At 68.4% G+C, this 25,542-nt stretch carries 19 protein-coding genes; 9 read left to right on the top strand and 10 right to left on the bottom strand.

Annotated elements, in window-relative coordinates:
• Nucleotides 1-252: 252 nt before the first annotated feature.
• The 3 genes from GGQ80_RS02780 to purD all read right to left on the bottom strand — a co-directional run bounded on the left by GGQ80_RS02780 (nucleotide 253) and on the right by purD (nucleotide 3,379).
• Nucleotides 253-1,602, bottom strand: coding sequence for an ammonium transporter (locus tag GGQ80_RS02780; RefSeq protein ID WP_183982283.1), 1,350 nt, complete (start codon nucleotides 1,600-1,602; stop codon nucleotides 253-255).
• Nucleotides 1,603-1,628: 26 nt separating this feature from the next.
• Nucleotides 1,629-1,967 carry a P-II family nitrogen regulator gene (locus tag GGQ80_RS02775; RefSeq protein ID WP_183982281.1) on the bottom strand — a complete coding sequence of 113 codons (339 nt, stop codon included), beginning with the start codon at nucleotides 1,965-1,967 and terminating at the stop codon, nucleotides 1,629-1,631.
• A 155-nt stretch (nucleotides 1,968-2,122) separates the two neighbouring features.
• The gene (gene purD / locus GGQ80_RS02770; RefSeq protein ID WP_183982279.1) at nucleotides 2,123-3,379 is read right to left on the bottom strand and encodes a phosphoribosylamine--glycine ligase; all 1,257 of its coding nucleotides are present in this window, start codon (nucleotides 3,377-3,379) and stop codon (nucleotides 2,123-2,125) included.
• On the opposite strand from purD, the gene xseA reads away from it, so the two are divergent.
• From xseA to GGQ80_RS02745, 5 genes are all read left to right on the top strand, one after another.
• Entirely contained in the window at nucleotides 3,378-4,757 is a 1,380-nt protein-coding gene (xseA, locus tag GGQ80_RS02765; protein ID WP_183982277.1) for an exodeoxyribonuclease VII large subunit, read from the top strand. The two genes, purD and xseA, sit on opposite strands and share 2 nt — an antisense overlap.
• Nucleotides 4,758-4,768: 11 nt before the next feature.
• Nucleotides 4,769-4,969, top strand: a complete 201-nt coding sequence (locus GGQ80_RS02760) for a DUF2093 domain-containing protein (protein WP_183982275.1) — start codon at nucleotides 4,769-4,771, stop codon at nucleotides 4,967-4,969.
• Nucleotides 4,966-5,856 (top strand): M23 family metallopeptidase, encoded by an 891-nt coding sequence (locus GGQ80_RS02755; protein WP_183982273.1) that lies wholly within the window; start codon nucleotides 4,966-4,968, stop codon nucleotides 5,854-5,856. The genes GGQ80_RS02760 and GGQ80_RS02755 overlap by 4 nt, the downstream gene beginning before the upstream one ends.
• 268 nt (nucleotides 5,857-6,124) lie before the next feature.
• On the top strand, nucleotides 6,125-9,454 hold the full coding sequence (locus GGQ80_RS02750) for an outer membrane beta-barrel protein (protein ID WP_183982271.1): 3,330 nt from the start codon (nucleotides 6,125-6,127) through the stop codon (nucleotides 9,452-9,454).
• A 93-nt stretch (nucleotides 9,455-9,547) separates the two neighbouring features.
• Nucleotides 9,548-11,017 carry a tetratricopeptide repeat-containing sulfotransferase family protein gene (locus tag GGQ80_RS02745; protein WP_183982269.1) on the top strand — a complete coding sequence of 490 codons (1,470 nt, stop codon included), beginning with the start codon at nucleotides 9,548-9,550 and terminating at the stop codon, nucleotides 11,015-11,017.
• Between the two features lie 45 nt (nucleotides 11,018-11,062).
• Here GGQ80_RS02745 and clpB read toward each other — a convergent pair whose 3' ends face one another.
• The 4 genes from clpB to GGQ80_RS02725 form a co-directional block, all read right to left on the bottom strand.
• The gene (gene clpB, locus GGQ80_RS02740) at nucleotides 11,063-13,642 is read right to left on the bottom strand and encodes an ATP-dependent chaperone ClpB (protein WP_183982267.1); all 2,580 of its coding nucleotides are present in this window, start codon (nucleotides 13,640-13,642) and stop codon (nucleotides 11,063-11,065) included.
• Nucleotides 13,643-13,710: 68 nt separating this feature from the next.
• Nucleotides 13,711-14,469, bottom strand: coding sequence for a sulfite exporter TauE/SafE family protein (locus GGQ80_RS02735; RefSeq protein ID WP_183982265.1), 759 nt, complete (start codon nucleotides 14,467-14,469; stop codon nucleotides 13,711-13,713).
• 343 nt (nucleotides 14,470-14,812) lie between these two features.
• The gene (locus GGQ80_RS02730; RefSeq protein WP_183982263.1) at nucleotides 14,813-15,499 is read right to left on the bottom strand and encodes an anti-sigma factor; all 687 of its coding nucleotides are present in this window, start codon (nucleotides 15,497-15,499) and stop codon (nucleotides 14,813-14,815) included.
• Complete coding sequence (locus GGQ80_RS02725; RefSeq protein ID WP_183982261.1) at nucleotides 15,489-16,064, bottom strand: sigma-70 family RNA polymerase sigma factor; 576 nt, start codon at nucleotides 16,062-16,064, stop codon at nucleotides 15,489-15,491. The genes GGQ80_RS02730 and GGQ80_RS02725 overlap by 11 nt, the downstream gene beginning before the upstream one ends.
• A gap of 74 nt (nucleotides 16,065-16,138) precedes the next feature.
• Here GGQ80_RS02725 and ppc point away from each other — a divergent pair, with 74 nt between their 5' ends.
• Nucleotides 16,139-18,844, top strand: a complete 2,706-nt coding sequence (gene ppc / locus GGQ80_RS02720; protein ID WP_183982259.1) for a phosphoenolpyruvate carboxylase — start codon at nucleotides 16,139-16,141, stop codon at nucleotides 18,842-18,844.
• 177 nt (nucleotides 18,845-19,021) lie between these two features.
• Here the strand turns inward: ppc and GGQ80_RS02715 are convergent, their stop codons facing one another.
• A complete protein-coding gene (locus GGQ80_RS02715) occupies nucleotides 19,022-19,789 on the bottom strand; it encodes an SDR family NAD(P)-dependent oxidoreductase (RefSeq protein WP_183982257.1) in 768 nt (255 codons plus the stop codon).
• Nucleotides 19,786-20,388, bottom strand: a complete 603-nt coding sequence (locus GGQ80_RS02710) for an NADPH-dependent FMN reductase (protein WP_183982465.1) — start codon at nucleotides 20,386-20,388, stop codon at nucleotides 19,786-19,788. The genes GGQ80_RS02715 and GGQ80_RS02710 overlap by 4 nt, the downstream gene beginning before the upstream one ends.
• A 122-nt stretch (nucleotides 20,389-20,510) precedes the next feature.
• Here GGQ80_RS02710 and GGQ80_RS02705 point away from each other — a divergent pair, with 122 nt between their 5' ends.
• The 3 genes from GGQ80_RS02705 (at nucleotide 20,511) to GGQ80_RS02695 (ending at nucleotide 24,820) form a co-directional block, all read left to right on the top strand.
• A complete protein-coding gene (locus GGQ80_RS02705) occupies nucleotides 20,511-22,613 on the top strand; it encodes a transglycosylase domain-containing protein (protein WP_183982255.1) in 2,103 nt (700 codons plus the stop codon).
• Between the two features lie 150 nt (nucleotides 22,614-22,763).
• A complete protein-coding gene (locus GGQ80_RS02700; RefSeq protein ID WP_183982464.1) occupies nucleotides 22,764-23,765 on the top strand; it encodes a threonine aldolase family protein in 1,002 nt (333 codons plus the stop codon).
• Nucleotides 23,766-23,911: 146 nt separating this feature from the next.
• Complete coding sequence (locus GGQ80_RS02695; RefSeq protein ID WP_183982462.1) at nucleotides 23,912-24,820, top strand: DMT family transporter; 909 nt, start codon at nucleotides 23,912-23,914, stop codon at nucleotides 24,818-24,820.
• Here the strand turns inward: GGQ80_RS02695 and GGQ80_RS02690 are convergent.
• Complete coding sequence (locus GGQ80_RS02690; protein WP_183982463.1) at nucleotides 24,730-25,527, bottom strand: Rossmann-fold NAD(P)-binding domain-containing protein; 798 nt, start codon at nucleotides 25,525-25,527, stop codon at nucleotides 24,730-24,732. The genes GGQ80_RS02695 and GGQ80_RS02690 overlap by 91 nt on opposite strands.
• Nucleotides 25,528-25,542 lie beyond the last annotated feature (15 nt).

Here is a 25,542-nt window from a genome sequence, read left to right as displayed (position 1 = left end):
CGAGTTCGGCATGACGGAGATTGGGGCGACGAGCTGCCGCAAATGCCCCCCGCCTGCCCCATGCCCGTTCGTCCTGAGCGACGTCTAAGCCTGCCCTGAGCGTTACCGAAGGGGACATGCCACGAACGGTAAAGAATTGGCGACCGCCCCCCCCTCCGCACATAAAAAATCCCCGACACGTTGCCGTGCCGGGGAAGGATCGTCCGCAGGAGGAACGTCGGTGGGGTGCGGGGCCTGTCGCCCCGCGCCCGATCAGTTGTAGGCGCGCTCGCCGTGCTCGCCGACGTCGAGGCCTTCGCGCTCGACTTCGGTGCTGACGCGCAGCCCGGTCAGTGCCTTGGCGATGAAGATCGCGATCACGGTGCCGATCGCCGCCCAGACGATCGTCGTCGCGGTGGCGAGAAGCTGGGTGACCAGCTGGCCGCCCATCGCATAGTCGGGCTTGCCGGGGCCGCCGAGCGACGGGGCATAGACCACCGCGGTGCCGATCGCGCCGATCATGCCGCCGATGCCGTGGATGCCGAAGGCGTCGAGCGAGTCGTCGTAGCCGAGCTTCGGCTTGACGTAGGTGACCATGTAGAAGCACGCGACCGAGGCGATGGCGCCCAGCACGATGGCGCCGAACGGACCCGAATTGCCCGCCGCCGGCGTCACCGCGACCAGCCCGGCGACGATGCCCGAGCAGAAGCCGAGCGCCGAGCCCTTGTGGCCGTTGACCCGCTCCGCCAGCATCCAGAACAGCGCGGCCGAGGCGGTGGCGACGAAGGTGTTGATCATCGCCAGCGCCGCCGAGCCGTTCGCCTCGAGCGCCGAGCCGGCGTTGAACCCGAACCAGCCCACCCAGAGGAGGCCGGTGCCGACGCCGGTCAGCGTCAGCGAGTGCGGCGGCATGTAATCGGTCGGATAGCCGAGCCGCTTGCCCAGGATCAGCGCCGCGACCAGCGCCGAGACGCCGGCGTTGATGTGGACCACGGTGCCGCCGGCGAAATCGAGCGCGCCCATCTTGAAGAACAGCCCGCCCGACGCCCACACCATGTGCGCGATCGGCAGGTAGACGATCGTCAGCCACACCGCGGCGAAGACCATCGCGGCCGAGAACTTCAGCCGCTCGACCACCGCGCCCAGTACCAGCGCGATGGTGATCGCGGCGAAGGTCATCTGGAAGCAGATGAAGACATATTCGGGAATGGCGACGCCGGCGCTGAAGGTCGCGGCGGTCGATTCCGAGGTGACGCCGGCGAGGAACGCCTTGCCCAGCCCCGACACATAGTCATTGCCGCCGTCACCGAAGGCGAGCGTGTAGCCGTACATCACCCAGATCAGCATCGCGAGGCACGCGACCGCACCGATCTGGGTCATCGTCGACAGCATGTTCTTGGCACGGGTGAGACCGCCGTAGAACAGCGCGAGGCCGGGCAGGATCATCATCAGCACCAGCACGGTGCTGGTCATCATCCAGGCCGTGTCGCCCTTGTTAACCGTCGGCGCGGTCGCTGCCGCGGCGGGTGCCTGCAACCCGGCGTCCTGCGCCCAGGCGGGCAGCGCCACCGTCAATGCCCCCAGCGCGGCGAGCGCGGCGGCCGTCTTCAGTCCCTGCTTCATCCCAACCCCCTTCACAGCCGCGCCGTTCACAGCGCCGTCTCGTCGGTTTCCCCGGTGCGGATGCGCACCGCCTGGCCGACGTCGAGCACGAAGATCTTGCCGTCGCCGATCGCGCCGGTGTTGGCGGCATGCTGGACAGTTTCGACGACGCGAGCGGCGAGATCGTCGCTGCACACCACCTCGACCTTCACCTTGGGCACCATGTTGGTGCTGTATTCCGCCCCGCGGTAGATCTCGGTCTGGCCCTTCTGACGGCCGTATCCCTTGACCTCGGTAACGGTCATTCCGCTGACGCCGAGCGCGTTCAGCTGCTCGCGCACCTCGTCGAGCTTGAATGGTTTGATGACGGCGATGACCAGCTTCATGAAGCCCCCTTGCCCCGGATAACAAGGAGCAACGATGCAAAGCGCGTGCCAACCGAAATTTGCTGCGTTTGCGAGCACAGGCGAAGGCCGGCACGCGAGCCTAGCGTCTAATCGTTAAGCAACCGATACGAGATGCCACTTTTTCAGGCAGGCGATCAGCGCGCCAGTTCGCGCCAGCCGATGTCGCGTCGGCAGAAGCCATCCGCATAGTCGATCGCGTCGACGGCGCGATAGGCTGCCGCCTGCGCGCTCGCGATGTCGGGGGCCATCGCGGTGACCGCCAGCACGCGGCCGCCCGACGCGACGACCGTCTCGCCCTCCTGCCGCGTGCCCGCGTGGAATACCGTCGCGCCGGTCGCCGCGGCCGCGTCGAGCCCGCGGATCGTACCGCCCTTGGCGGGGGTGCCGGGATAGCCCTTGGCCGCGACGACCACGGTCATCGCCGTCTCGGGCGCGAACGCCGGCGGCGGCAGCTCGCCGAGCCGCCCCTTGGCCACCGCCAGCAGTACCTCGACCAGGTCGCCCTGGAAGCGCATCAGCACCACCTGCGTCTCGGGATCGCCGAAGCGGGCGTTGTATTCGATCAGCTTGGGGCCGCTGCTCGTCAGCATCAGTCCGGCATAGAGCACGCCGACGAACGGCGTGCCGTCCTCCGCCATCGCCTTCACCGTCGGCGCGACGATCTCGTCGATCGCTTGGCTCTCCAGCGTCGGCGTCAGCACCGGCGCTGGGCTATAGGCGCCCATGCCGCCGGTGTTGGGGCCGGTGTCGCCCTCGCCGACGCGCTTGTGGTCCTGCGCGCTGCCGAACGGCATCAGCGTCGTGCCGTCGGTCAGCACGAACAGGCTCGCCTCCTCGCCATCGAGGAATTCCTCGATCACCACGTCGCCAGGCTCGGCAAACAGCGCATCGAGCGCCGCCGCCGCTTCATCCCGCGAATAGGCGATGGTCACGCCCTTGCCCGCCGCCAGGCCATCGGCCTTGATGACCACGGGATAGGAAAAGGTTGTCGCCAGCGCATTGTCCGCCGCCTCGCGCGTCGTGCAGCGGAAATAGCCGGCGGTGGGGATAGCGGCTCGCGCGCACAGGTCCTTGGTGAAGCCCTTCGACCCCTCCAGCTGCGCCGCCGCCTTGCCCGGCCCGAACACGGGGATGCCGGCATCGCGCAGGCTGTCGGCGAGCCCGTCGACCAGCGGCGCCTCCGGCCCGATCACGACGAGGCCGATGTCCTGCGCGCGCGCGAACGCCACCACCGCGGCGTGATCGGTCGCATCCAGCGGGACGAGCGTCGCGTGTGCGGCGATCCCGGGGTTGCCTGGCGCGGCATAGAGCGTACCTAGGCGGGAAGACTGGGACAATTTCCAGGCAAGCGCATGTTCGCGACCGCCCGAGCCCAGCAGCAGGACGTTCATGGCCAGTACCCCCTTCGACGACACGAGCCGGCTGGTAGCCGAGGACCGCCCCGGCGACAACGCCATGGCGCTGTCGGTCGGCGAGCTCGCCGGCCGGCTGAAGCGGATGGTCGAGGGCGAGTTCGGCCATGTCCGGCTGCGCGGCGAGATCTCGGGCTACAAGCGCGCCGCCTCGGGCCACGTCTATCTGTGCCTCAAGGACGAGAGCGCGGTGATCGACGGCGTGATGTGGAAGGGCCAGGCACTCGCGCTGCCGTTCCAGCCGCAGGACGGGATCGAGGTGATCGCGACCGGGCGGCTGACCACCTATCCTGGGCGATCCAAATACCAGATCGTCATCGAGCGGATGGAGCTGGCCGGCGCCGGCGCGCTGATGGCGCTGCTCGAGAAGCTGAAGGCGAAGCTGGCGGGCGAGGGGCTGTTCGATCCGGCGCGCAGGAAGCCGCTGCCGTTCATGCCGCGCGTGATCGGCGTCGTCACCTCGCCCACCGGCGCGGTGATCCGCGACATCCTCCACCGGCTCGAGGATCGCTGTCCGACCCATGTCGTCGTGTGGCCGGTCAAGGTGCAGGGCGATGGCGCCGCAGCCGAGGTCGCGGCGGCGGTCCGCGGCTTCGATGCGCTGCCCGGCGACGGCAGCGGCGCGGTGCCGCGACCCGATCTCGTCATCGTCGCGCGCGGCGGTGGTTCGATCGAGGATCTGTGGGCGTTCAACGAGGAGGCGGTCGTGCGCGCGGTCGCCGACTGTCGCATCCCGATCATCTCGGCGGTCGGGCACGAAACCGACACCAGCCTGTGCGACCATGCCGCCGACCTGCGCGCGCCGACGCCGACCGCCGCCGCCGAGATTGCGGTGCCGGTGCTCGCCGACCTGCGCTACACGATCGACAGCCATGCGGCGCGCACGCTGCGCTGCGCCAGGCGCTACACCGAGCGCGGACGCGAGCGGCTCGACGCGCTCGCGCGGCTGCTGCCCAAGCGCGACGCTCTCCTCGGTCCCCAGCGCCAGCGCGCCGACGATGCCGCGATGCGGCTGGGCCGTGCGCTCGAGCGCCGCGCTGCGATCGCCCGAACCCAGCTCGACCGCGCGGCGGGAGCGCTGCGCCCGGCGACGCTTCAGCATCGGGTCGACGCCGCCCGGTCGCGGCTCACATCGACCTGGCGGCTGGTCCAGTCGCTCAATCCCGATGCGGTGCTCGACCGGGGCTATGCCCGCGTCACCGCCCGGGTCGGCGGTCATACCCTGCCGAGCGCCCAGGACGCCCGCAGCGCCGGTGCGGTGACGCTGCACTTCCGCGACGGCGCGGTCGATGCCCGGATCGAACGTGCCGGGGCGAGGCCCCATGCCGCTCCCCCCGCGCAGCCGACGCTGCTATAGGGCCCCACGTCATGCTGATGTCCCACACCGACCGCGCCGCCCGTCTCCACTATATGGCCAACGGCTTTCGCGTGCTCAGTCCCGGCGACCATGTCGTCTGCGCGACGTCGGGCGCGCGAATCCCGCTCGACCTGCTGCGCTATTGGAGCGTCGCCCGGCAGGAGGCCTATGCCAGCGCCGCAATCGCCAGCGAGGCGCTTCGCCCGCAATGACGCGAACGGCGAGGGCGTTCGCCGGGCTGCTGGCGCTGGCAGGCTGCGTCGCGCCCACCGCACCGCCGGTCGCGCCCGTCACGGCGCCGCCCCCCGCCCCGGCGCCCACGCCGATCGCGACGACGCCGTTCCGGTGGACCGGCAATCTCGTCCAGGGCGGCCTTATCGTCGGCACCGCGCCGGTCGGCACCCGCATGCTCGCCGCCGACGGCAAGGCGATCGCGCTCGCGCCGGACGGTACATTCCTGCTGGGCTTCGACCGCGACGCGTCGTCGACCACCACGCTGGTCGCGACGCTCGCCGACGGCCGCATCGTCACTCAGCCGCTGACGATCGCCCCGCGCGGCTGGTCGATCTCGCGCCTGTCGACGCTGCCGAAAATCCCTGTCCCCGACGCCGAATTCGCCGCCCGCCGCCCTGCCGAGCTGGAACGGATCAAGGCGGCGCGCGCCATCGCTAGTGACGCCCAAGGCTGGCGTCAGCGCTTTGCCTGGCCGGCGACGGGACGGATATCGACGCTGTTCGGGTCGCAGCGGATCTATCGCAACGGCGAGGCGGGTGCCTATCATTCGGGCGTCGACGTCGCGGTGCCGACGGGTACGCCGATCCTCGCCCCCGCCGACGGCGTCGTCGTCCTCGCCGCGGACGATCCCTTCACGCTCGAGGGGAAGCTGTTGATGGTCGACCATGGCATGGGGCTGGGCAGCGCGTTCCTGCACCTGTCGCGGATCGACGTCCGCGCGGGCGATCGCGTCCGCCAGGGCCAGCCGATCGCGCTGTCCGGCGCGACGGGGCGCGCGACGGGGCCGCATCTGCACTGGGGCATGACGTGGCAGGGCGCACGCCTCGACCCGCTGCTCGCGGCCGGCGGCATGCCGCAACGCTGACGGATTTTACGCCACGGATCTGCTGCACTGCCGCACAAATGTGCAATTTAATGACGATAGCGACGCCGCAACATGACGTGTGTGTCATTTGTGATACAGCAACGATGAATCCGTAAACGTCAGCTGAACGGCCGCTTTACAGCGTTACGGCCAGATTACATTCCTTGCGTCATGCCTCTCGGGCACCGTCGTTGGCGGTGAAAGGGGGCAGTCCACTTCGGGCGGACCGCCACAGCGGCCACCCGGTGCAAGCGAGGGAAAGCTTCACGTGACCACAACCTTGAATTTCGCCCGTCGCGCGCTGCGCGGCGGTACCGCTCTACAGGCGCTGGCGCTGCTCGGCGCCGGTGTCGGCGCCGCCGGCATCGCGACCCCGGCCGCCGCGCAAGATTACAGCCAGATCAACGCCACCGGCCGGATCCTAAGCACGAGCGGCGAGCCGATTGCCGGCGCCACCGTGACGGTGACGTCGAACGGGCAGGGTTTCACCCGCACCGTCACGACTGGCAGCGACGGCACCTACCGCGTGCCCAGCCTGCCGCAGGGGAGCTATACCTTCACCGTCGAGGCGCAGGGGTTTGACACGTTCAGCGACGCCAACGTCTCGCTAACGCAGGCTGGTGCCGCGAACCAGTTCACGCTGGCTCCCGCCGGGTCGGCGACGGGCGGCGAGGTCGTGGTCACCGCTGGACGTGTTGCTGTCGTCGATTTCGACCGGAACACCACGGGCGCTGTGATCAACGTTGGCGATCTCGCTACCCGGGTGCCTGTCGCCCGAGACATCACCTCGGTCGTCCTGCTCGCACCGGGCACCCAGCTCGGCGATCCCGCTTTCGGCAACGTGCCGCAGATCGCTGGCTCGTCGGTCTCCGAAAACACCTACTACATCAACGGCCTAAACATCACTGACTTTCAGACCGGAATCGGTGGCAACACGGTGCCTTTCGATTTCTACCAGACAGTCGAAGTGAAGACCGGCGGCGTTTCTGCCGAGTTCGGTCGTTTTACCGGTGGCTTTGTCAACGCTACGACGAAGTCAGGTTCAAACGAGTTCCACGGTGGCGTGACCTTCAACTGGGAGCCGGATGACCTCCGATCGAAGACCAGGAACACCTACTTGACCGATAACGACTCGCGCTACAGCGAGCGCAAGGAGTTCATCGCTCAATTGTCCGGTCCGATCATCAAGGACCATCTGTTCTTCTACGGTATCTACAATTCGCGGAACGTCGTCACCGCGCTTGGGTCGACCACCGCCGTCAGCGCAGGCGATCTGACCCGGGGTGGCCGGGCAACCGTTTCTGCCGCGACGCTGGCAAATTCCTGTTTCGCCAATCCGTCGACGTGTTCGTTCTCCTATCCCGGGCCGGCGAACTCGGCACTCAACGCCGCCTTGGGTGTCAGCGCCGCGAACCCGACGGGCTTTCCGTCGTTCTACTCGAACTTTGCCCTCGCCGGCTCGGGATATACCCGCAGCACGACGAAGAGCCCGTTCTATGGTGGCAAGCTCGACGCCGTCATTATCGATGGTCAGCGCCTCGAGTTCACATACTTCAACACGGAAAGCGTGACCCGCAACGACACGTTCGGTAACGGCACCTTCACGCTTGCAAGCGGCGGTCGCTACAACCCGAATACCAATGAGCCGGGTCGTTACGCGTCGACGAACGTCACGCGGACTGGTGGCGAGAATTACGTTGGGCGTTACACTGGAACGTTCACCGATTGGTTCACGTTGTCAGGCGCCTATGGTCGAGCTTACACCGCCGGCGACAGCGCGTCATCGACGCCCAATTTCCCATCGATCATCGATCAACGCACCGGCGCCGCGAATTCCGTCGGCAACCCCACAGGCAACAGCACCTTCCAAAAGGCTCGCCGCGAGTTCTACCGCGCCGATGCGGACCTCTACGTCAAGCTGCTTGGCAATCACCACTTCCGCGGCGGATATGACCGCGAGAATCTTCAAGTTACCTCGAACACGCTCGCTAACGGTAATTATCAGCTAACGTACCTCAACTCTGGTGCGGCAGGTGATAACCGCGTTGCGGCTCCAAATACCCAATATGTAACGCGTCGCTATTTCCGCAACGGTGGGTTCTTTACGACTAATGGAGAAGCCTACTACCTGCAGGACAACTGGACGCTGTTGGGCAATCGTCTGAACCTGAATGTGGGCGTCCGCAACGATCGCTTCACGAACAAGAATGCAGATGGCGAAACGTTCTTCAACTCGGGTGACAATTGGGCACCGCGCCTCAGCGCGAGCTTTGATCCCGTGGGTGACGGACGAACCAAGGTATTCGGCTCGTTCAACCGCTATTTTCTCCCAGTTGCGACCAACACCAACCTTCGCCTGGCAGGGCCGGAGCTGGATTACACACAATATTATGTGTTGACCGGCCTCAATGCGGATCAGACCCCGATCTATGGCGCACCGATCGCTATTCGGGGCGGCGGCGCCTCTCAGTGTCCGGCGCTTGCGATCGAGCCGACCGCCGGCAACGTCGCCAATTGCACGGTGAATAGCGATGGAACGTCGCCGCCGTTCAACTCGCTGGTCAGCCAGAACCTTCAGGCTCAGTCGGTCGATGAGTACCAGCTTGGGTTTGAGCAGCGCATCGGCAGCCGGATCCGTGTCAGCGCCTTCTACACGCAGCGTGATCTTCGCGTTTCACTGGAAGACGCTTACATCGACTCCGGCGTGCAGGCATACTGCCGCCGGACGCAGACCGGGGCCGTTCTCGCCTCGTGCCTGAACACCTTCACGGGCGCTCACCAGTATGCGCTGTTGAACCCGGGCAAAGATGTCGTGGTAGCTCTTGATGGATCGTCGCTTAGCGGCCAGTTTGTAACGCTGAGCGCGGCGGACATCGGTCTTCCCAAAGCTGTGCGTAAGTACAAGTCGATGACGTTCACCTTTGATCGCGAGTTCGACGGCAAGTGGAGCCTGTCGGCTAATTACACTCTCTCTGCCAACGTCGGTAATATCGAGGGTGGCGTTCGGTCGGATAACGGACAAACCGACAGTGGCCTGACGACTAACTTCGATTATCCTGCTTTGACTAACGGCGCCTACGGTTATCTACCGACCCACAATCGGCACAACATTAAGGTGTACGGAAGTTACCAGCTGTTTGACTTTCTCAACCTCGGCGCCAACCTTCAGGTCTTGTCACCGCGCAAGTATGGCTGCATCGGTGTCGTGCCGACGCTGGTTGATGGTGGTAGTGCCGGTGCCTATGGCGCCGCAGGCTTCTATTGCAACGTCGTCAACGGAACGGTGGTCAACAACGCCAACGGTTTCGTGACACGTAACGATGCTACCGGATCGACCCTGCAGCTCACGCCTCGCGGTAGCCAACTGCAGAATGACTGGCAGTATAACGTCGGCCTCGACGTCGCTCTTCGCATCCCGACGGACTCGTTCGACGGTACGCTTCGACTGTCGGTGTTCAACCTGCTCAATTCGAAGAGCGTGTTCGACCTGCAGGAAGTTGGCACGACGCCAGCAGGTGCACCGTCGCCGAATTACGGCCTCCCGCTGACGTACCAGACGCCGCGCTATTTCCGTGTCCAGTTCGGCGTCAACTTCTAAGCCATCACAAGCCACGACTGGGGCCGGTCTACCAACTGGTAGGCCGGCCCTTTTTGTTTCCCGTCGAGTAGCCGACGCTCTACACCGGAACTCATGAGCGCCTCGGTCCAGCAACTCGCCGCCGCCGTCTCGCAAGCGTTGCAGCGCGGCGATCGGGACACGTTCGTTCGAAGCGTAAAGTCGCTACTGGCCGCGCGCGCACCGCTGACTAGCGGCTGGAAGAGCTTGTCTCAGCCACTCCTGCATTTTGGGGAGTTCGAGCTCGCGCGATCGGCCATCGACCTCTTTGCCGCCGCGCAGCCCGGGAACGCGACGGCAGCATATGATCGAGCGCTCGTCTATGCCCAGACCGGCAAACCGCGTGAGGCGCTGGCCGTGCTCGATCGCACGCCATCGGTCGGCACTCATCCGGCAGCGACGGCCTATCTGCGCGGCACGATCGCGCTCAACCTGGGCGACGCCTCTGCCGCCCGCGCGGCATTGATCGACGCGCATCGATTGCAACCGGGCTCGGGGCAAATCCTGCAGACGATCTCGATGCTGGGCTCGCTGGACGACGACGAGCCGCTCGCAACGCTGATCCTCGACGCCGAGGTGTCGATGCGCAGCGCCAATGCCGAGGATCGCGCCGCCTATCTCTATGCGCTCGGCAAGCTATGGGACGATCGCGGCAATACCGCACGTGCCTACGCCAGCATCGCAGCGGGCGCAGCACTAGTCGCGTCCGTCCGTCGGTACGATGTCGAAGGCGATCGTCAACACGCCAAAGCGGCCGTGAGCGAGTGGACGGGGGATCGGATTGACGCCATCGCCGGACGGGTCCGCATGCCGACCGACCGCGCCATCATCGTAACCGGACTGCCGCGGTCTGGCTCCACCTTGGTAGAGCAGATCCTGGTCAGCCACAGTGCAGTCGTCGACGGCGACGAAGTGGCGCGCTTCGGGGTCGTGGTAGACGCTATCGGCGGCACGAGCTATCGCCACATGGCCGATTGGACGCTGCGTCATAATCCGACCGATGCGTCGCGCACCTATCTCCATTTGCTCGCCCAGCGCTTCGGCCGCATGGGCCGCGTCGTCGACAAGACGTTGGATGCGAGCCGCTATTTGGGGCTGCTTGCATCGATCGCGCCGCAAGCGCCGCTCCTTTGGATGCGGCGCGATCCCCTCGACGTCGCCTGGTCGTGCTTCAGCACTTGGTTCCTTACCGGGCTACCGTGGAGCTGGTCGCAACAGGCGCTGGCCGAGCATATCCGGCTGGAGGAAGAACTGCTCGAACGGTGGCAGGATATCCTCGGCGATCGACTGATGGTGGTCGATTATGAAGCACTGGTGGCCGACAAGCACGCCCGCATTCCGCCGCTGCTCGCCCATGTCGGGCTGGACGTCGAGCCCGACGTCTTCTCGCCCGAACGGACCGAACGGCTGGTGACGACGGCCAGCCTCACCCAGGTGCGCGCGCCGATCAACAACCGGGCGATTGGCCGCGGGCGGCGCTACGCGGACCACCTGCGCCCTTTCGTCGACAGCTACCGTGTGCTCGGCGGCAGCATCGACGAATAGCGGAGTCGATCCGGGCAGGCCGAAGACGCATCACCGGTCCGGTTTTCAGCTGACGCTCAACGCCAGCTTCCCATCGCCCTCGCCGGCAGTCACCGTCGCCCCATCCTTCACCTCGCCGCGCAGGATCAGGTCGGCGAGCGGGTCCTGCAGGTAGCGCTGCACCGCGCGGCGCAGCGGCCGTGCGCCATAGACCGGGTCGTACCCCACCCGGCCCAGCCAGTCGCGCGCCGCATCGGTCAGCGTCAGCGCCACCTTGCGATCCGCCAGCAGCTTTTGGACGCGGCCGACCTGGATGTCGACGATCGGTGCCATGTGCGCCTGCCCCAGCCGGTGGAACAGGATGATGTCGTCGAGCCGGTTGAGGAATTCCGGCCGGAAGTGCGACCGCACCACCTCCATCACCTGCGGCTCGACGCTCTCGACGCTCTCGCCATCGGCCATGTTCGCCAGATATTGGCTGCCCAGGTTCGACGTCAGCACGATCAGCGTGTTGCGGAAATCGACCGTCCGCCCCTGACCATCGGTCAGCCGTCCGTCGTCGAGCACCTGGAGCAGCACGTTGAAGACATCGCCGTGCGCCTTCTCGACCTCGTCGAACAGCACCACCTGGTAGGGCCGCCGTCGCACCGCTTCGGTCAGCACGCCGCCTTCCTCATAGCCCACATAGCCCGGGGGGGCGCCGATCAGCCGCGCGACCGCGTGCTTCTCCATGAACTCGCTCATGTCGATGCGCACCATCGCGGAGGCGTCGTCGAACAGGAATTCGGCGAGCGCCTTGGTCAGCTCGGTCTTGCCGACGCCGGTCGGGCCCAGGAACAGGAATGACCCCAACGGCCGGTTCGGGTCCTGCAACCCGGCCCGCGCGCGGCGCACCGCGGTGGACACGGCGCGCACCGCATCGGCCTGGCCGATCACGCGCTCGCCCAGCCCCTCTTCCATCTTGAGCAGCTTCTCGCGCTCGCCTTCGAGCATTCGATCGACGGGGATGCCGGTCCAGCGGCTGACCACCCCGGCGATGTCGTCGGCGGTCACTTCCTCGCGCAGCATCGCGCCCTTGGTCTGGCCCTGCGCCTCGTCGAGCTGCTTCTGCAGCTGCGGGATGGTGCCGTAGGACAGCTCGCCCGCCTTGGCGAGATCGCCCGACCGCTGCGCCTGCTCCAGCGCCACGCGCGCCGCATCGAGCTGCTCCTTCAGCCGCGTCTCGGCACCGATCTTGTCCTTCTCCGCCTGCCAGCGCTGCGTCAGCTCGGCGGATTGCTGCTCGAGGTTGGCAAGGTCGCCCTCCAGCGTCGCGAGCCGGTCCTGCGACGCGGCATCACTCTCGCGCTTCAGCGCCTCGCGCTCGATCTTCAGCTGGATGATGCGGCGATCGAGCGTCTCGATCTCCTCGGGCTTGCTCTCCACCTCCATGCGGATCCGGCTCGCCGCCTCGTCCATCAGGTCGATCGCTTTGTCGGGCAGGAAGCGATCGGTGATGTAGCGGTTCGACAGCGTCGCCGACGCGACGATCGCGGCATCGGTGATCCGTACGCCGTGGTGCAGCTCGTACACGTCCTTCAGCCCGCGCAGGATGCTGATCGTGTCCTCGACGGTCGGCTCGCCGACGAACACCGGCTGGAACCGCCGCTGGAGCGCAGGGTCCTTCTCGACATATTTGCGATATTCGTCGAGCGTGGTCGCACCGACGCAATGCAGTTCGCCACGCGCCAGCGCTGGCTTGAGCAGATTGCCCGCGTCCATCGCGCCTTCGGATTTGCCCGCGCCGATCAGCGTGTGCATCTCGTCGATGAACAGGATGATCTGGCCGTCGGCGCCCTTCACCTCGTCGAGCACGCCCTTCAGCCGCTCCTCGAACTCGCCGCGATACTTCGCGCCTGCGATCAGCGAGCCCATGTCGAGCGCCATCAGCTGGCGGTCCTTCAGCGTGTCGGGCACGTCGCCGTTGGCGATGCGCAGCGCCAGCCCTTCCGCGATCGCGGTCTTGCCGACGCCGGGCTCGCCGATCAGCGCGGGATTGTTCTTGGTCCGGCGCGCCAGAATCTGGATGGTGCGGCGAATCTCCTCGTCGCGGCCGATCACGGGGTCGAGCTTGCCGTCGCGCGCCGCCTGGGTCAGGTCGCGCGCGAATTTCTTCAGCGCGTCGTACCGGTCCTCGGCACTCGCCGTATCGGCGGTGCGGCCGCCGCGCAGGTCGTTGATCGCAGTATTGAGCGCTTCCGGCGCGACGCCCGCGGCCTTCAGCGCCTTGCCCGCCGCGGTGTTGAGGCTGAGCGCGAGCGCGACGAGCAGCCGCTCGACGGTGACGAAGCTGTCGCCCGCCTTCTTCGCGATCTCTTCTGCCTGGTCGAGCACGCGCACCGCGTCGTTCGACAGCCCCGGCGCATTCTGCGCGCCCGAGCCGGAGACGGCGGGCAGCTTCGCCAACGCCGCATCGGTTTCGCTGACGGCACGCTTGGCGTCGCCGCCGGCCGCCTGGATTAGCCCAGCGGCCATGCCCTGCTCATCCTCGAGCAGCGCCTTCAGGATATGCTCGGGCGTGATCTGCTGGTTGTTCAGCCGGATCGCGACGGTTTGCGCCGATTGCAGGAAGCCCTTGGCGCGGTCGGTAAATTTCTCGAGGTTCATGCGTGGTCCTGTTGCCTTTCCGCCCGAGATGGTGTTGCATTAATGCCACACAAGAGGGTGTCGTGGATTTACGCACCATATGCGCGTGCAAAGAACACGATGGTAGTCGCCCCCGTAACGAACAAGGTCCAGCCGCGGATAATTGCGGGCGACAGCACCCGTCCAAGCTTCGCGCCGCCCCAGCCGCCGAAAACCGATCCCACCACCATCGGCAGGCAGGCGGCCCAGGCGACCATGCCGGCCACCACGAAGACGATCGCCGCCGCCGCATTGGCGATGGCGAGCATCAGCGTTCGCGGCGCGAACAGCTCGCGCGGGGTGTGCCCGGCGAGCAGGCCATAGGTTGCGGTCGTCATCAGCCCGACGCCGCCGCCGAAATAGCCGCCATAGATACCGAGCAGCGCCTGGACGACGATCAGCGTTCGCGTCCCGATCGTCACCCGCGCGCGCAGCCACGCCGAGGCGTGCTGGCCGAAGGCGAGGACGACGAAGGCATAGAGCACCAGCCATGGAATGATGAGATCGAACGCGCGGCTCGGCGTCATCACCAGCAGCGCACTGCCCACGAGGCCAGCGACAAAGGTCACCGCCGACAGCGTGCGGATGCCGACCCCACCGACCGGTCCCAGCTCGTCGCGAAACGCCCAGGCGCTGGTCGCCGCGCCCGGCAAGAGCGCGACGTTGCTGGTGGCGTTGGCGATATTCGCGGGCAGTCCCGCGGCGAGCAGCGACGGCAGCGTCGCGAACGTCCCGCCGCCCGCCAGCGCATTCATCGCGCCGCCGACGACCCCGGCGGCGAACACGACGGCGATGGTAGCTAAGTCCATGGCCATGCGTCGTGGCGGGTGTGGGCGGGAATGTCGATGCCCCAACCGTCACTCACCGACCATCCCAATCCTCCCCCGGAGGGGGAGGGGGACCGGCCGCAGGCTGGTGGTGGGGTACTCGCCCCAAGCGATGCAGCCTGCGGCTACCCCTCCACCACGGCTGCGCCGCGGTCCCCCTCCCCTTGCAGGGGAGGATTTGCCACCGGTCGGTCCTCCCCCGCCAGGGGGAGGTGGCGGCGCGTCAGCGCTGACGGAGGGGGCGGTGGGCGACCATGCTTGTTGGGAGTCCGCCCCCTCCGTCGCCTGCGACGCCACCTCCCCCTGGCGGGGGAGGATCAAGGGCTTAGACCCGCGCCAGCGTCCCCGTCGCCACCACGGGTCCGGTCGGCAATCCCGTCGGCGATCCACCGAGCGGCTCGACCGACACCGCCAGCGTCACGCCATCGCTCAGCAGACCGCGCCGATCGCGCGCCACCGCCACCCGGCGCACGCCCTCGCCACGCAGCAGCCCCAGCGAGCGTGGCGGACCGTCCTTGCCGATCACCCACAGCTCGGCGACGCGCGCCTGCGGCACCGTCGGCGCGCCGGACAGCCGCATCTCGCCCGATGCGGGATCATAGGTCGCCGCGAGCGCCGCGCCCTTGCCGTCGCTCGGCTGGATCGCCGCGACCAGTGCGGCCGGGGCCGGCATCCGCACAATCCGCACCACCGGCTCGCGCAGCATCGCCAGCAGCGCCACCGCCGCGACCAGGCACGCCGCGAGCGCCACGGCGACCGCGCGCCAGCGCACCGCCTGGCTCACCTCGTCGCCCTCGACCGCGGCCATGATCCGCGCCTCGACATCGGCGGACGGCGCGGCCTCGGCCCAGCCCGCCACCAGCGGCGCCAGCGCATCGCGCCACCAGGCGACATCCGCCGCGAACGCCGGCTCCGCCAGCATCCGGCGCAGCGCCGCGGCGCGCTCCTCGCCCTCGAGCAGGCCGAGCGCGACTTCGGCGGCGGCGACGTCGTGCTGCTCCTCAGGCGGCATCGAGGCAGCTCCTGAGGTTCATCAGCCCGCGCCGGACCCAGCTCTTCATCGTTCCCAGCGGCACCGCGATCCGTGTCGCCAGCTCGCTATAGGTCACGCCGTCGAAGAAGGCGGTGCGGATCGCATCGCGCTGCCGATCCTCCAGCCCGTCGAGGCACGCGTGAAGCCGGCGCAGCTGCTCGTCGGCCAGCATCGTGTCGGTCGCGATCGGGCGCGTGTCGGCCAGCTCGCCCGCCATCTCGATTGGCCCGGCGGCACGGCTGCCGCTCGCGCGGCGCCAATCGATCGCCTTGTTGCGCGCGATCGTCGCCAGCCAGCTGATCGGGCTTGCCCGGCCGGGCTCGAACCCGCCCGCACGGCGCCACACCAGCAGATACACGTCGTGCAACACATCCTCCGCCGCCTGTCGCTCACCGCAGATACGCAGGCAGATGCCGAAAAGCTTCGCCGAGGTCAGCCGATAGACCTCGCGGAACGCCGCCCGGTCCTCGTCGCCGGTACGCACCAGCATTTCGGTGAGGCGCGCGCGCGCCGCGGCGGGGTCGTTGGGATGATCCACGGTCATGGTGATAGCCTGCACTGGTACGGGCGCAATCCCCAGCCTTGACCGATAACGTGCCGCAGCGCAGCATCGCGCCCATGCACAGCCTCCCCCGCATCGAGAACACCGCCGACATCCGCTATCTGGGCGCCAAGCTCGGCGAGGTGATCCGCGCCTATGGCGGCGAGGCGCTGTACGAGGCGACCGAGACGATCCGCCGCCATTCGGTCGAGTGGCACAAGGCCAATCCGGTCCGCAACGGCGCTGCCGCGCCCGACCCTGCGGCGGAGGCGCGCCAGCTTCAGCTCGATCAGTTAGGGCTCGACGAGACGCTCGATTTCACCCGTGGTTTCATGCTCTTCTCGATGCTCGCCAACCTGGCCGAGGATCGCCAGGGCATCGCCGCCGAGGAGGGCGCGGACGTCGCCGCCGCGCTCGCGACGCTGGAGGCGGAGGGCATCGGGCGCGACCGCGTGCGTTCGCTGCTCGCCGACGCCCTGGTGTCGCCCGTGCTCACCGCCCACCCCACCGAGGTGCGGCGCAAGAGCATGATCGACCACCGCAACCGAGTCGCTGCGCTGATGAGCCTGCGCGATGCCGGGGTCGAGGAAACCGCCGACGGCGACCGGGTCGACGACGCGATCACCCGCCAGATCGCGCTTCTATGGCAGACCCGTGTCCTGCGCCGCGAGAAATTATACGTCACCGACGAGGTCGAGACCGCGCTCAGCTATTTCCGCGACGTCTTCCTCCCCACCCTCCCCGCGCTCTACCAGCGCTGGGACCGGGCGATGGGCGAGCGCGTGCCCTCGTTCCTGCGCCCGGGCAGCTGGATCGCGGGCGACCGCGACGGCAATCCCTTCGTCACCGCCGACAGCCTGAAGACCGCGCTGTCGCGCGCCAGCGAGACGGTGCTCGCCTGGTATCTCGAACAGATTCATGCGCTCGGCGGCGAACTGTCGATCTCGACCGAACATGCCGAGGTCGACGACGCCGTGCTGGCGCTGGCCGAGGCGAGCGGCGACGCTGCCGCCAGCCGCGCCGACGAACCCTATCGCCGCGCCATCGCCGGCATCTATGCCCGCCTCAGCGAGAGCTATCGCGCGCTGACCGGCAAGGCGCCGCCGCGCGCCGTGCGTGTGACCGGCAAGCCCTATCCCGATCCGCAGGCGCTGCGTGCCGATCTCGTCGCGATCGCCCGCGGACTCGGCCGCGGCGGCGGCGGCACGCTGGCGAGCGGCGGCGCGCTCGGCCGGCTGATCCGTGCGGTCGAGACGTTCGGCTTCCACCTCGCCCCGCTCGACCTGCGCCAGAACAGTGCGGTCCACGAGCGCGTCGTCGCTGAGCTGCTCGAGGTGGCCGGGGTCGAGGCGGACTATGCAAGCCTCGACGAGGACGCCCGCGTCGCCCTCCTGCGCCGCGAGCTGTCGAACGCCCGCCCGCTCGCCAGCCCCTTTGCCGCTTATTCCGAGGAAACCGCCTCCGAACTCGCCATCGTGCGCGAGGCGGCGTGCGCCCACGCCACTTACGGCGCCGCGGCGATCGTCCATTACATCGTCTCGATGGCGCAGTCGGTGTCCGACCTGCTCGAGGTCCATCTGCTGCTGAAGGAAGCCGGCCTCTACCGCCCCGGCGAGCCTGCCACCGCCGCGATCATGGCGATCCCGCTGTTCGAGACGATCGGCGATCTGGAGGCGGCGCCCGCGATTATGGCGAAGTGGTTCGCGCTGCCCGAGGTCGCCGCGATCGCCCGTGCGCGCGGCCATCAGGAAGTGATGATCGGCTATTCCGATTCGAACAAGGACGGCGGCTATCTGACGTCGGTGTGGAGCCTGTCGAAGGCATCGACCGCGCTCGCTCCAGTGTTCGAGGAGGCGGGCGTCGCCATGCAGCTGTTCCACGGCCGCGGCGGCGCGGTCGGGCGTGGCGGCGGCTCGTCCTTCTCCGCCATCCGCGCCCAGCCGACCGGCACCGTTCAGGGCCGCATCCGCATCACCGAGCAGGGTGAGGTGATCGCGGCGAAATACGGCACGCCCGAAAGCGCGATGACCAATCTGGAGGCGATGGCCTCGGCGACGATCCTCGCCAGCCTGGAGCCGCCGCGACTGTCCAATGCCGAGAACGAGCAGTTCGGCGCGGCGATGGACGCGCTGTCGGCCAGCGCCTTCGCCGCCTATCGCGACCTCGTCTACGGCGACGACGACTTCCGCACCTTCTTCCGCCAGATGACGCCGATCGCGGAGATTGCGGGGCTGAAGATCGGCAGCCGCCCCGCCAGCCGCAAGAAATCCGACGCGATCGAGGATCTGCGCGCCATCCCGTGGGTCTTCAGCTGGGCGCAGGCGCGCGTCATGCTGCCCGGCTGGTACGGCGTCGGCCAGGCGATCGCCGCGTTCGAGGACAAGGCGCTGCTCGCCGAGATGGCGCAGGGCTGGCCCTTCTTCGCCGCGACGCTGGCGAACATGGAGATGGTGCTGGCGAAGAGCGATATCCGCCTCGCCGCGCGCTACGCCGAGCTGGTCGAGGACGAAGCCCTGCGCGACCGCCTGTTCGGCCGCATCCGCACCGGCTGGCACCAGGCGCACGACGGGCTGCTCGCGGTGACCGGCCAGTCGCGATTGCTGGAAAAACACCCCGCGCTCGACGCCTCGATCCGGCTGCGCGTGCCCTATATCGAGCCGCTCAACCTGCTCCAGATCGAACTGCTGAAACGCCACCGCGCCGGCGAGGACGACGCCCGCGTGGCGGAGGGCATCCTGCTGTCAATCAACGCGATCGCGACGGGGCTGCGGAATTCGGGGTGACTCCGGCAAGGCCCCTCCCCTTCAGGGGAGGGGTAGGGGGTGGGGCGAGCCTCGCAGAGGCCATCGCCCGTGTCCCCCACCCCAACCCAGCTCCGGGTGAAGCTGCCCACGGCAGCTTCAGGTCGATGCGGGGCATAGACCGACCCGAAACTCCTGAAGGGGAGGGGCTAGAGTCGGTCAGTCCCGCGCCACCGCGAACGGGCCGAAGGCCTGCTGCATCGGCATCAGCTCGATCGTGTTGACGTTGAAATGCCGCGGCTGGCGCAGGATCCACGTCACCGTGTCGGCGATGTCCTTGGCGCTCAGCGGAGTCATCCCGGCATAGACCGCATCGGCCTTCGCCTGGTCGCCCTCGAACCGCACGACCGAGAATTCGGTCTCGCACATCCCCGGCTCGATCGACGTCACGCGCACCCCCGTGCCGATCAGGTCGGCGCGCAGGTTCAGCGTCAGCTGGCGGACGAACGCCTTGCTCGCGCCGTACACGTTTCCGCCGGGATAGGGATAGCTCGCCGCGACCGACGCCATGTTGACGATGTCGCCCGCGCCCCGCTCGACCATGCCGGGCAGCACCGCATGAGCAAGCTCGGTCACCGCCGACACGTTGGTCGCGATCATCTGGCGCCAGTCGGCGATCGACGCCTTCTGCGCCGGCGCCAGGCCCAGCGCGAGGCCGGCGTTGTTGAACAGGATGTCGATGCCGCGGAATGCCTCGGGCAACGCCGCCAGCGCCGGCGCGATGGCCGGTCCGTCGCTCAGGTCGAGCCGCAGCGGATGCACCCGGTCGCCCAGGTCGTCGGCAAGCGCACGCAATCGCTCCTCACGCCGGCCGACCGCGATCACGCGCGCACCGCCCGCGTGCAGCTGCCGCGCCACCGCGTCGCCGAACCCCGAGGTCGCGCCGGTCACCAGCGCGATCCTGCCCTCGGCCCAATTCTCGCTCATTCTTGCATCCTCTTCGCCTCGGCGGCGAGCGGCGCGAAGCGGGCGACCTGGCGGCCGATGAGGCTCAATTGCTCCATCACCGCCGCGTCGCTCGCGCGCCCCTCTTCGTCGAACTTCGTGATCTGGGTGTTGATCGCCGCCGCGAACGGCGTCGGCCAACCGCGTAATGCGTGGACGATCGAACGCAGCGCGGCGATGGTCGATCCCGTCGCCTGCCAGCCATAGGCGGTGGCGATCAGCCCGACCGGCATGTCGCTGAGATACGGCCGCTCGTCGCGCGCCGTTTCCTCCAGCAGGTCGAGCGCGTTCTTGACCACGCCCGAGATACTGCCGTGATAGCCGGGGCTGGCGATGATGACCGCCGACGCCGCCCGGACCGCCGCGACGAACGCCTGCTCCTCCGGCGTGCGCGAGGTCGCGCGCGGATCGTACAGCGGCAGCCGCGCCATGTCGGCACCGCCGAACAGCTGGGTGCGAAAGCCCTGCGCCGCCGCCGCGTCGAGCGCGATGCGCAGCGACCGCTCGGTCGACGACACCCCGCCGATCGTCCCGCCGATACCGACGACGAGGGGAAGGGCGGCGGGATCGGGCGTCGGCATGGTGCCCGCGATAGCGTGGGCCACGCGGCGATGCCATGCCCTTCCCCGCGGCCTTGCTCCAAGATAAAGGGCGTAAAACCAGCGATGCTTGCCGCAGCCGCCTTAGGGATGTAATACACTTCATGGCTGACCGGCTGGACGACCCGATGCGTGACGTGCCCCGTGACTATGACAAGCGTATCCCGATCGCACGGCGCTATGCGCTGGGCGACGACGACCGGGCGCAGCTGGACGACGACGGCTGGCACTATCGCGCCCCTGATTCGCCGGGAAAGCCGCGCCGCCGCGTCGCCTGGGGCAAGTGGATCGTCCGCGGCGCCGCCGCCGGCATCGTCCTGCTCGTCATCGCGATCGGCTGGCTGGCGATCACCGCGCCGCTGTCCAAATCGCTCCAGCCGCCGACGCCGCCGTCGATCACCATCACCGCCGAGGACGGCACCCCGATCGCGCGCCGCGGCGCGATCATCGGCGCGCCAGTCGACGCCGCCAAGCTGCCCAAGCATGTGACGCAGGCGTTCCTCGCGATCGAGGACCGGCGCTTCTACTCGCACTGGGGAATCGACCCGCGCGGCATCGCCCGCGCCGCCTGGGCCAATGTCGGGTCGGGCGGCGTGCGCCAGGGCGGATCGACGATCACGCAGCAGCTGGCGAAGAACGCCTTCCTCGACTCGGATCGCACCGCCGCGCGCAAGATCCGTGAAGTGATGATCGCCTTCTGGCTCGAGGCGTGGCTGTCGAAGGACGAGATCCTCTCGCGCTATCTCTCGAACGCCTATTTCGGCGACAACGTCTACGGCATCACCGCCGCCGCGAAGCATTATTTCGGCCGCACGCCCCAGGCGCTCAACATCGGCCAGGCGGCGATGCTCGCCGGGCTGGTCAAGGCGCCCTCGCGGCTTGCCCCGACCAGTAACCTGAAGGGCGCCCGGGCTCGCGAGATGGTGGTGGTCGCGGCGATGGAGGACGCCGGCTTCCTGACCAAGGCGGAGGCCGATCGCGTCCAGCCGCAGCGCGTCCTCCCCGCCTCGCCCAGCGCGCTACCGACCGGCACCTATTTCGCCGACTGGGTCCTCCCCGAAGCGCGCGAGGCGGCGGGCGCCATCAAGTCCGAAGCGACGGTCAAGACGACGCTCGACCGCAACCTCCAGCGCGAGGCGGAGGCAGTCATCCGCCGCGCCGGTCTTCGTCAGGCGCAGGCTGCGCTGGTCGCGATGCGCCGCGACGGCCGCATCGTCGCGATGGTCGGCGGGCGCGATTACGGCAAGAGCCCGTTCAATCGCGCCACCCAGGCGAAGCGCCAGCCGGGCTCGACCTTCAAGCTGTTCGTCTATCTCGCCGCGATGCGCGCCGGGCTGACTCCCGATTCGACCGTCGACGACACCCGCTTCGACTTCGCCGGGTGGAAGCCGCGCAACGACGACAACCGCTATCTGGGCCCCATTACGCTGCGCCGCGCCTTCGCCCGTTCGTCCAACGTCGCCGCGGCCCGGCTGACTCAGCAGGTCGGCGTCAAGAACGTCATCAAGGCGGCGCGCGACCTCGGCATTTCGACGCCCATTCCCAACGAGGCGACGATCGGGCTCGGCACCGCCGAGGTATCGCTGCTCGAACTGACCGCCGCCTATGCCGGCGTCGCCAACGGCAGCTATCCGGTGCGCCCGCGCGGGATCGAGGAAGTGAAGGACAAGGGCTGGCTGGAAAGCCTGACCGGCCGCGAGACGCGAATGCCCGAGAATGTCCGCGAGGAAATGCTGACGCTGCTCAACTCGTCGCTGCGCGGCACCGGGCGCGAGGCGGCACTGACCGTACCCGCCTGGGGCAAGACGGGCACCTCGCAATCGGGCCGCGACGCGTGGTTCATCGGCTTCGCCGGCGACCTCGTCGTCGGCGTCTGGGTCGGCAACGACGACAATACCCCCAACCCCGGCCTCCACGGCGGCGGCATCCCCGCACAGATCTGGCGCGACTTCATGGTCTCGGCGCTCGACATCGCCCCCGTCGTGAAGGCGCCGCCGACCGACGTGATCGATCCCGAGGCGCTGGTCGGCGATGCCGCCAACGTGCTCGAGGCGAACCAGGCCGAGCTCGACGGGCTGGGCATCAACCTGCGCTTCAACGACGACGGCAGCATCACCGCCGGCCCCTCCCGCCGCGACCGCGACGAACCGCCGCCGCCGGAAGACCGCCGTGAGGAACCACCGCCGCCCGACGGCGGGGAGTTTTAACCTCCCTAACCAGACACCCGTCATGCTGAACTCGATTCAGCATCTCCCCGTGGCGCGCATATGGCCAGCCCCAAGGAGATCCTGAAACAAGTTCAGGATGACGACATGCCGCACTGGCGACTACCCGCCCATCCCGCTAATCGGCGGTCGATGCGCTTCTTTTCTGACAACGCCGCCGCCGTCCACCCGCGCGTGATGCAGGCGATCCAGGCCGCCGATCGCCTCGACACCGCCTATGACGGCGACCGGCTGTCGCGGTCGCTCGACGGCCGGCTGTCGGCGCTGTTCGGGACTGAGGTCGCCGCGCTGTGGGTGCCGAGCGGCACCGCCGCCAACTGCCTGGCACTCGCGGCGCTGTGCCCGCCCCACGGCGGCATCGTCTGCCACCGCGACGCGCACATTCAGAACGACGAGGGCGGCGCGCCCGAATTCTACACCCACGGCGCCAAGCTGTTCCTGGCCGAGGGCGAGGGCGCCAAGCTGACGCCCGCCGCGATCGAGGCGGTGCTCGACGCGATCCCGGACGACGTCCACCGTGTTCAGCCGCACGCGATCTCGATCACCAACGCCACCGAATATGGCCGCGTCTACACCCCCGCCGAGGTCGCCGCGATCGGCGATCTCGCGCGCGGCCGCGGCCTCGGATTCCACATGGACGGCGCACGCTTCGCCAATGCGGTGGCGACGCTCGGCTGCACCCCCGCCGCGGTGACGTGGCAGGCGGGAGTCGACGCACTCAGCTTCGGCTTCGTCAAGAACGGCGCGATGAGCGCGGAGTGCCTCGTGTTCTTCGACCCCGACCTCGCCGCCGTCACCCGCTATCGCCGCAAGCGCGCCGGGCTGCTGCTGTCGAAGGGCCGCTACCTCGCCGCCCAGGTGCTGGCCATGCTCGACGACGACCTGTGGCTCGACACCGCCCGTGCCGCCAACGCCCGCGCCGCGACGCTGGCGGCGGCGGGCGGCGATCGCCTGATCCACCCCGTCGAGGCGAACGAGGTGTTCCTGCGCGCGACCCCGGACGAAGCCGCCGCCCTGCGGGCGAAGGGCTTCGACTTCTACGATTGGGCACCGGGCGAGATCCGCCTCGTCACCGCGTGGGACAGCGACGAGGGCGACGTTGGCGCCCTCGCTGACGCGATAGCGGCACTGTGAGCGACACCAGCAAATCCTCCCCCGGAGGGGGAGGGGGACCGCCGGCGTCAGCCGGTGGTGGAGGGGTAGCCCCAAGCGACACGCCCGCGTCCACCCCTCCACCACTCGCTAACGCGAGCGGTCCCCCTCCCCTTGCAGGGGAGGAACTGGATCGGCCCAACTCCACCCGCGCCGCGATCCTTGTCCCCTTCACCATCGTCACGCTGATCTGGGGCTCGACCTGGCTCGTCATTCGCGATCAGGTCGCGGTGGTGCCGTCGAGCTGGTCGGTCAGCTATCGCTTTCTCGTTGCCGGCATCGCGATGACGGTCTGGGCGCTGGTGAAGCGCGACAGCTTCCGGCTCGACCGTGCCGGTTGGCTGTTCGCGCTGGCGATCGGCGTCCTGCAGTTCTGCCTCAACTTCAACTTCGTCTATCGCGCCGAACAGTTCATCACCTCGGGTCTCGTCGCGGTCGTCTTCGCGATGCTGCTGGTGCCCAACGCCGGCCTCGCGCGCCTCTTCCTCGGCCAGCGGCTGGGGCGGCAGCTCGTCGTGGGATCGACCATCGCGATGGCCGGCGTCGCGCTGCTGTTCCTGCACGAGGTGCGCAGCGACCCGCACGGTCCCGCCACCGCGCTGACCGGCATCGGCTTCACCCTGCTCGCGATCCTGTCCGCCTCGTCCGCCAACGTCCTCCAGGCGACGCCGCTGGCGAAACGCTATCCGATGATCCCGACGCTTTCAGTGGCGATGCTGATGGGCGCCGCGCTCGACGCCGCCTTCGCCTGGTGGCTGCACGGGCCGCCGGTGATCGAATGGCGCGCTAGCTATCTGGCGGGTATCGTCTACCTCGGACTCGCCGCCTCGGCGCTCGCCTTCCCGCTCTATTTCGGCGTGCTGCGCGTGATCGGCCCGGCCAAGGCCGCCTATTCCAGCGTCATCGTCCCCGTCATCGCGATGCTGCTGTCGACCTTGTTCGAGGGCTATCGCTGGTCGCCGCTCGCCGGCGGTGGCGCGGCGCTGGCGGCGGTGGGGCTGGTCGTCGCGCTGAGGGCCAAGAGGCCGGCGCGATAATCGCGATAGCGCGGGCTCCAGCCGAGCACGCGCTTCGCCTTGCCGTTCGCCACCCGCCGGTTCTCGGCATAGAAGGCACGCGCCGGCGCCGACAGCGTGTCGAGCCGCACGAACGGCGGCGGCGCCATCCCCAGCAGCGCGGCGGCATGGGCGACGACGTCGTTCTGCGCGGCGGGCACGTCGTCGGCGATGTTGTACGCCCCCGCGGGCGCCGTCGCGGCACGTACCACCGCGTCCGCGATATCGTGGACATGCACCCGGCTGAACACCTGCCCCTCCACGTCGACGCGATGCGCCGCGCCTTCGCGCACGCGGTCGAGCGGCGATCGGCCGGGCCCATAGATGCCCGGCAGCCGAAACACCCGCGCCCCCAGCGCCAGCCACGCCGCATCCGCCGCGTTGCGATTGGCGCGACGCCCGGCGATCGGCGCGCTCTCGTCGACCCACGCCCCGCCCGCGTCGCCATAGACGCCGGTCGACGAGAGATAGCCGTGCCATTTGCCACCGAGCCGGTCGCCGTAGCGGCTCAGCACCGGATCGCCGTCGGCATCGGGCGGCACCGACGACAGTACATGCGTCGCCGCCGCAAGGGCGGGGCCGACCGCTGCGTCGTCATCGAACCGCAGCGTCCCGTCACGCCCGTCGCGCGTCGTGCCGACCACCACACCTGGCCACCGCGCGGCGATCGCCCGCGACGTGTACCCCATCCCGAAGATCAGCAG

This window comes from Sphingomonas jinjuensis (assembly GCF_014197105.1).
In the GTDB taxonomy this organism is placed as follows: Bacteria; Pseudomonadota; Alphaproteobacteria; order Sphingomonadales; family Sphingomonadaceae; genus Sphingomonas; species Sphingomonas jinjuensis.
This window is presented reverse-complemented; position numbering and strand designations above follow the sequence as displayed.